At 42.8% G+C, this 4,377-nt stretch carries 3 protein-coding genes and 1 pseudogene; 1 reads left to right on the forward strand and 3 read right to left on the reverse strand.

Annotation, left to right across the window (positions count from 1 at the left end; genetic code table 11):
• On the reverse strand, positions 1-181 hold a 181-nt coding region (locus tag LEP1GSC194_RS22435; protein WP_157229215.1), incomplete at its 3' end, for a hypothetical protein.
• A 217-nt stretch (positions 182-398) separates the two neighbouring features.
• Here LEP1GSC194_RS22435 and LEP1GSC194_RS18105 point away from each other — a divergent pair.
• A complete protein-coding gene (locus LEP1GSC194_RS18105; protein ID WP_232424464.1) occupies positions 399-1,787 on the forward strand; it encodes a DDE-type integrase/transposase/recombinase in 1,389 nt (462 codons plus the stop codon).
• A 165-nt stretch (positions 1,788-1,952) separates the two neighbouring features.
• Here the strand turns inward: LEP1GSC194_RS18105 and LEP1GSC194_RS18110 are convergent, their stop codons facing one another.
• Both LEP1GSC194_RS18110 and LEP1GSC194_RS18115 read right to left on the reverse strand, forming a co-directional pair.
• The gene (locus LEP1GSC194_RS18110) at positions 1,953-2,432 is read right to left on the reverse strand and encodes a hypothetical protein (RefSeq protein ID WP_021064777.1); all 480 of its coding nucleotides are present in this window, start codon (positions 2,430-2,432) and stop codon (positions 1,953-1,955) included.
• A gap of 18 nt (positions 2,433-2,450) precedes the next feature.
• A pseudogene (locus LEP1GSC194_RS18115) lies at positions 2,451-4,377 on the reverse strand (peptidase M23); the annotation flags it as partial.

Below are 4,377 nucleotides of genomic sequence, written 5' to 3' on the forward strand. Positions count from 1 at the left end.
CTCGTGTTTCTTCCTCTTTCGGTTCGATCTCGTCAATTCCCAGCTCGACTACGTTCAATCTACCACTCGCGAAATACACACATTGTACCAAGGATTCGGATATCTGAATATCCACAAACATCAACCGTCTCGTACGCTTCTCCATCACAGATTGGCCGTATACGTATTCTAAGTTATTCATATCTCTCAGCACACAATTCGAGCCGCTACAAGATAACTACTCACGCGGGAAAATCGTTATTTGCTCGAACAAGATTGCAAAACTTTGTGATTTGTGTCAACTAACATAATCACTTTCATCTCTTTTTTATTCAAGATGTATAACAATTATTGCATCCTTCATGCAAAAAAGATTTAATTTGTGATTCTATCATTACGATATATTCACATAGATGGATATGAAAGTCCAAAACGTTTCCTCGCATGCGGCAGACTCTGTGAAACTCAAAAAAACAAGAAACATCTTTGACACGGCTTGGAAATTTCGAGTCGCTAACGGAAACGTATCCGATCAAGAACTCAAAAAATTTCCAAAATCAACAGTTCACTCTCTCAAAAAAAAAGATCCCGAATCCTTTCGTCATATCCACGGGTTTTGTTTTAACGGGCTGGAGCCCAATCTTCAAAGAGAAGCCAACTCTCTTGCCATCCGCTTGGAAAATTCGGAAACCGTTCGAAAAGCTATCATTGCAATGGCAAAAATCAGACTCTGTATTCTTCAGATTAAATCTCTTCCGAAAAAAATGAAAAACTCGATTGAAGTTAAGGAAAAAATCGTTCGTACCATTCAAAGAGTAAAGGACGACCTCGGTTTTAAAAGAACATTAAGGAAGTTTCATATTTCCAAGTCCACTTTTCACAGTTGGTTTTTCCAAGTTCGGTTCAGGTGTAGTAGTTCCTTGGGAAACCTCTGCCACAAGAGGTTTGTCGGTCAGATCTCAAAAAAGGAAATCGATTCTTTAAAAAATCTTCTTTTGGAAAAGGCCGTTTTGTTTTGGCCTCTTTCTTCCATTTGGGGATACGCTCGAAAAAATGACATTCTCCATTGCGGTCTTTCTTCCTTTTACAAATGGGCCAGAGTCCTCCGTCCCGAACTCTTTTCAAACAAGTTTAAGAAGTTAAAAAAAGAAGGTTTTAAAACCTCCCGTCCCAATGAAGTTTGGCATTGCGATATCACTCAGTTTGTCACCAAAGACAACATCAAATCTCATATTTACGTTTTGATTGATAACTTCTCTAAGATGATTTTAGGGTTTAAAGTCGCTCACCAAGTTGACAGCGACGTTTGTGCTTCTTTAGTCGAGGAGGCCGTTTCCAAGTATCAAACCTCTTTTTCCAAGTTGACCTTACCCGATCTTTTTCCTTTAATCAATGTTAATCTCTCCAAAGAATCTTCTTTCGTTCATTTGATGACCGACGGCGGACCGGAAAATCAAGGCGCTCTGGACAGGCTCATTTTTGAGAACAATCTTCCCATCAACAAAATCACCGCTGGTAAAGACGTTTCTTTTTCCAACAGTCCTATTGAGGCGGTTCACAAAATCACTAAGTATCAGTGCCTTCATCATTTAGAGATTCCTAATAGAGAATCTTTGATTCAAAAATTATCGGAATGGATTCCTGTTTACAATCAAGAACGACCCAACAGAGCAGGCCGTTATCTTCTCACCCCACAGGAAATTTACGAAGGTAAATCCGTTGATTCCAATTTGTTAAAAGAACAATCGATGAACGCCAAAAAACAAAGATACGAAGAAAACAGAGTTACATCCTGCGGTGTTTGTTAGTAAACGGGATTAAAATCGGAAAATTAACTCCAATATCATTTACACTTTTATAATATGATGTTTCTCTTCACATTCCAATGCTACTTCCGCCCCGGTTCACTATTGTGAACCGCTTTGTCCAGTTTTCACTCGGAACGTGCCGGGAGCCCTGTCATTCACTTGTTATCAATCCCTCTCCGGCCTCAATCTTGAAAAATTTTGTTCAATCCATCTCCCTTCTTTTTCGGGAAAAAAGAAGTGCAAATCATATTCAAAACGATTCACGGTCAACATTATTGAAAGGCTATCACCACTTTCGCTAATCCCGCCCTTGCTCCCCTTTTTTAAAAGACGCACAACTTCTTCAACGGTAACGTATTTCTCTAATGTACTAAACCCTTCTTTTTGGAAAGTACCACCAACCAATTCATCACCCAAACTTTCCCCTACACTAATAGTATATCCACTGTGTTCATCACTTACTTCTAAAAAAGGAGTAAAGTTTTTCTTCTCTTGAATGTCCTTCAAAAGCTTCGAAAGCATCACATCTAACATTTTTAGTTTCTCTTGCTTCGTATATGTCTTCACTTTCGTTTCCTCTTTGTTTCCAAGTTTGTCGCAAGAATTCAATAAAATACAACCAATCAGTAGTATTCTAAATATCATAATGTTCTCATGTCTCCTTTAATTTACTTTTGGTAAGCCTAACTGCAAATGCAAGTGATTGCTGTGCATCGATCCTTTTTTATCTTTTTCAAGATGTAAATTCGGCAATTTATTCTTATCAAAATATTCATGTACTGCAGGATCATTGAATTTTACAAAATTTGTTTTGTAGTTTCCAACTCCTTCCGGAATATTTCTAGAAATCGTTTTGATGTATTCAATGGTTTTTTCTCGATCGTAGGCCTTATTTTCATTGTAGTTCCGGCCGGTCGATTCAACTCCGGGTGTGGACATGTAAGACAAGTCTATCGCATTTCCATTATTATGATGCTGGTAATATCCGGCATCTTTTGCGGCCTGAGTACCGGTTGCACGTGGATCATATCCTCCCGACTTGTAACCTAGGTCGTTTGTCACTATCGGATAATCTGGATTTGCTTTCCTCCATTCATTAATGGTATTGGAAACCGTGTCCACAAGTGGTTTCTGTCCATAACGATGGTCGTCCGCTCCATTTTGGCCAGAATTACTACTAAAGCCAGGGCCTTCCTTGTGCAGTTTGTAAATTAGCGTATCGCCAATCACAGGGGTATAATGTGCGGGGCCAGTATGTGTCCCGCCTCCCGTAACACGATTCCACAAACCCTTAGCACCATCAGCAATCGAACCAAACAAAGAACTCGCTCTTTCACCGAGGGAAGGAGTTCTACTACCGGTGACAACGATTTCAGATCCCGGTTTGTTCGAAGGAATATAACCGGGTTTGGAATCCTTGCTGTCACGATACGCCTTCACCTTACCTTCAATCTCAGAAGTGTCATATCCCTGCGATTTCAAATTCGCTATATGAGCATCGGTTTGAGATCTCGAATCAGTCTGCCAGCTATCCATGAAAGCAGCCTTGTCATTTGCAGAAAGTTGACGCTTTCCTCCGCCGTTTGATTCCCCATCCGGACCCACAGAACCCGATGACGCAATCACCTGATCCGGACCATGAGACGACGGTGCTCCATGTGCAGTCGGTCCGTCATCATCACTAAAACCGGTCACATGACCGCCTTCTCCCTCTCTTCTCTGACTAGCCACGCCCGCACCTTCCAAAATTTGGGCTCCTTGTTCAGAATTATTTTTTTCCTGAGCAGCCTTCGACTCGGAGTCCGAATCCTCCGACATACCTCGGTTCATAGAATATTGAGCGATAAAATCAGTGTTAGACGACAAACCGGACTTCGAGTTCAAGTTGAGGGCGTTTGTACCCGAAACGTTCAAGCTCGCGGTAAAACCGTCTCGTTGATTGTAGGAAAGACCACCGCTGAATTTACCAGGACCGTATTCTTTGGACGAAACGTCTGCTCCCCATCCGCCATATTCGGATCTTGTAATATTCGCTCCCATGTCTTTCAAACTACCGCTTCTGGAAGTAAGACCCGCGCTCGCGCCCATTCCGTCTTGTCGATTGTAGCTCATACCTAAACTTAAACCCGCTTTCGGGTTCTTGCCCAATCCGTAACTTACGTTCACGTTAGCCGAAACACCGTCTCGTTGGGAATAATTCAGTCCCGCATTCAAGTTCAACGTTGAAGATCCAGCTTGCAAACCCACGCTTGCTCCGAACCCGGATTGTTCGTTGTAACTAAGTGTCGCGCCGATTCCAAGGCCTGCCGCTATTTTCATACCGCCTCCGACGCTCGCTCCGAAACCGTCGGCGTAACTGTAGCTACAATCAAAACCGATCGCACCTCCCGTAGTTATGCTCGCCGCCGTTCCAGCAGTGCTCGCAAGTCCGGCTAACGCGCCGTAGACGCCGCCTTCCGTCGCGCCTTTCGCCACCTTGTAGGCCGCAAGTGCAGCCATGGACGTTCCAAAACTAAACGCTGCTCCGACCACTGCTGCCACGGTCACTACCGTATCGATCGTTTCTCGGTTCTTGTAAGCTTCTTTACCG

The organism is Leptospira alstonii serovar Sichuan str. 79601, from assembly GCF_000347175.1.
GTDB lineage: Bacteria > Spirochaetota > Leptospiria > Leptospirales > Leptospiraceae > Leptospira > Leptospira alstonii.